Source organism: Bacillus sp. J33 (assembly GCF_000518885.1).
GTDB lineage: Bacteria > Bacillota > Bacilli > Bacillales > Cytobacillaceae > Cytobacillus.
The window spans coordinates 1-2,554 of the sequence record NZ_JAEL01000181.1 but is presented as its reverse complement, the minus strand read 5'-3'; the positions used below and the strand labels follow the sequence as shown (position 1 = coordinate 2,554).

Annotated in this window: 3 protein-coding genes; 1 reads left to right on the top strand and 2 read right to left on the bottom strand. The window is 37.0% G+C overall.

Annotated features, from left to right (window positions below; all coding sequences use genetic code 11):
• Window positions 1-138 precede the first annotated feature (138 nt).
• Window positions 139-1,008, bottom strand: a complete 870-nt coding sequence (locus tag L634_RS0128370) for a DUF1002 domain-containing protein (RefSeq protein ID WP_026585292.1) — start codon at window positions 1,006-1,008, stop codon at window positions 139-141.
• Between the two features lie 458 nt (window positions 1,009-1,466).
• Between L634_RS0128370 and L634_RS0128360 the strand changes: the two genes are divergently transcribed.
• Window positions 1,467-1,838: a GNAT family N-acetyltransferase gene (locus tag L634_RS0128360; RefSeq protein WP_026585291.1), complete on the top strand. Its 372-nt coding sequence runs from the start codon at window positions 1,467-1,469 to the stop codon at window positions 1,836-1,838.
• 22 nt (window positions 1,839-1,860) lie between these two features.
• Here L634_RS0128360 and L634_RS0128355 read toward each other — a convergent pair whose 3' ends face one another.
• Window positions 1,861-2,373, bottom strand: a complete 513-nt coding sequence (locus tag L634_RS0128355) for a DUF309 domain-containing protein (protein WP_026585290.1) — start codon at window positions 2,371-2,373, stop codon at window positions 1,861-1,863.
• Window positions 2,374-2,554 lie beyond the last annotated feature (181 nt).

Below are 2,554 nucleotides of genomic sequence, written 5' to 3'. Positions count from 1 at the left end.
TGCAATTCTCTGTAATTACTTGAAGTCCTACAAAAAATGAAAAAAAGAGTTCGGAATGAGACTATTCCGAACTCTTTTTGTCTACAAACTGAAATTAAGCTGCCTGAAAAAGGCAGCTTAATTTTTTTAGGCTGATCATTAAGAGAAAAAGGCTTTTATAGCATCGATGACACTGGAAAAGAAGCGTTTAAGGCTATCCAAAAATCCTTGGCCTTCTTCGCTCTCAAGGTATTTGGATAGTTTGTCTTTTGCCTGATTGAGCTGCTCGCCTACTTGGTTCCAATCAATGTTAAGATCCTTTAGCTTGTTAAATAAATCAATTAAACTTGAAATCTCCTGTTCTGTTAAAGTAATCCCGAGTTCCTTTGCCGAATCTTCAATAATGGTTCTTAACTCAGCATCTGTTTCAGGTGCATTTTTAGCAATTTCTTCTTTAATTTTTGCAATTAAGGCAGCTGCGTTTTCATTCCCGACAGAGTCTCCGAGCTTTGCAGTTTCAACCATTTCTTCATTGGCAGCCTGCTTAACCTCTTCCGGAATCGTTTTTTCGGCAGATATTTCATAAGCCTTTATGATCCCTGTTAGCGCAGCGGTGCCTGAAACGGAGGCAGGTGCTGTAATATAGATTTTTGCATCTTTCACTCCTGCTGTAATAAGGGCGTTAATATACATTTCATCTGTGACCCAATTAATATTTTTGGTCTCTACTTCAAGTCCTGAACCAGGTTTTGCTATGGTGACTGCTGAAGAAGAAATGGCTCTTGTTCCAATTAATGCTTTTGAGATGTAGTTTCCCAGGTATTTATGTTCTTCTTCATTAGAGACAGTGATCATGGTTGCGTCTTCAGGAGCTTCCATTTCGGCAAGGAGCATATTTTTTTGCTCTTCAGACAAATTTTCTCCCAGTGTAATAATCATGTCGCCTTCTGCCATGTCAGCAAACGCCTGCATTGGCAAGATAAGTAATAGCGAAACCATGAAAATGGCAAGCATTTTAGTCCATTTCATTTTGTGTTTCCTCCCGGAGTAGATTTTGAATTAAAAGGCAGAGAGGCCTTACTTGTAAATAGACGATTAAAAAATAAAAAAGTTTCATTGGAGCCTTTAACGAAACAGTAGCTCAAAATTCCTAAATCCGCAAGTGGAATGGAATTATATAAGAGAATAGTGTAAAATGAATGATAGTTTATGAGCCATAGGTTTGACTTTGGAAGTGGAGGCAATAAATCGTTATGAAAAAAAGCAATTGGCTTCTTTTTATTATTTTGCTGTTATTAAGCCTTGGATGGGGACTGGTTTATTGGTTTTTTATTGTATAATGTTGGCTGGTTTGTAGAAATGAGCCAGTTTTAACTCTAAAATAGCAACATTTGTCAATAATACATATAATGATTAGAGAAGTTTACAATTAATAAAATTGGGAAAAATAGTTTATGATGTTTTTATTCTAATAATGAGGGATAAATATGCTAATTCGATATAAAAAATCATTTGAAAAAATTGCAATGGGTCTTTTATCTTTTATGCCTAATGAAAAAGACTTGAAAAGATTGCAGCAAACGATGAAGCAATATGAAACGGAAGAAAATTGGCAGCTGTTTCTATGGAAGGAAGGCGAAGATATCATTGGGCTTGTAGGTGTCACAGCAAGTGACAGTACAATGGAAATTCAGCACATATCAGTCAATCCTTCACACCGCCATCAGGGAATCGGGAAAACAATGATAAAAGCTCTGGATGAACTATATCCTGGTAAAACCCTGACGGCAACCGAAGAAACCGAATCATTTCTGAATAAATGCGAATTAAATGAGGATCAAAAAAAAGGCAGTGAATAATGACTATTCCTGCCTTTTTCATTTACTTATTCTTTTCCATTGCTTCCAGCCGTTCTTGGATTACCATGCTTCTGTCCCTGTTTTTATGGCGATGCACCAAATCTTCATCCATTAAGTTGCTGCTGGCACACCAGGGAAAACCTTGTTCGGAACATGCTTCTCTGCATCTTCTCAGCAGATTTGGGTCTTCAATGGGCAGATTATAGCTCGTATATTTTTTGCCTTCCTTAATAATATGCAATCGGTTTTTTAAATCCTTAATCAATTGAACGGAATCGAGACCTAATTTTTTTATGTCAGCTGAATGGCTTTCAAGAATCGCCAACCCTTTTCCAAGCGTTCGTTCTGCGCCTTTGAAATTTTCCCGGCGATGGTGATACAGGGATACTGCCATAAGGATGAGCCCCACCCAAATAGATGCTTTGTTGTTTTTATCAACACTTTTCCAGTACTCTTCAAGCACCTCATGGCATTCAAAGTAATCCCGGTCTCCGTGAAAATGGACTAAAAACTTTATATATTCATCCGGATACATAATTTCACTCCCTGAAAATTCTATCTATATTTTAGCATATAGTAAGCAGGGATTTATGCAGGAAAAATAAAAACCCGGCATTAGCCGGGCCAGCTTGTTGAGAAAGGGGGATTTTTTCTCAACAAAGTTTTTCTTAAAAAGAAATATACCAAAGGAAGATTAGCTTTTCTGGTTTAAAAAA

What these genes read in the sequence shown, in the direction of transcription:
- L634_RS0128370 (WP_026585292.1), bottom strand. Translation starts at nt 1,008, where the DNA reads ATGAAATGGACTAAAATGCTTGCCATTTTCATGGTTTCGCTATTACTT.
- L634_RS0128360 (WP_026585291.1), top strand. Translation starts at nt 1,467, where the DNA reads ATGCTAATTCGATATAAAAAATCATTTGAAAAAATTGCAATGGGTCTT.
- L634_RS0128355 (WP_026585290.1), bottom strand. Translation starts at nt 2,373, where the DNA reads ATGTATCCGGATGAATATATAAAGTTTTTAGTCCATTTTCACGGAGAC.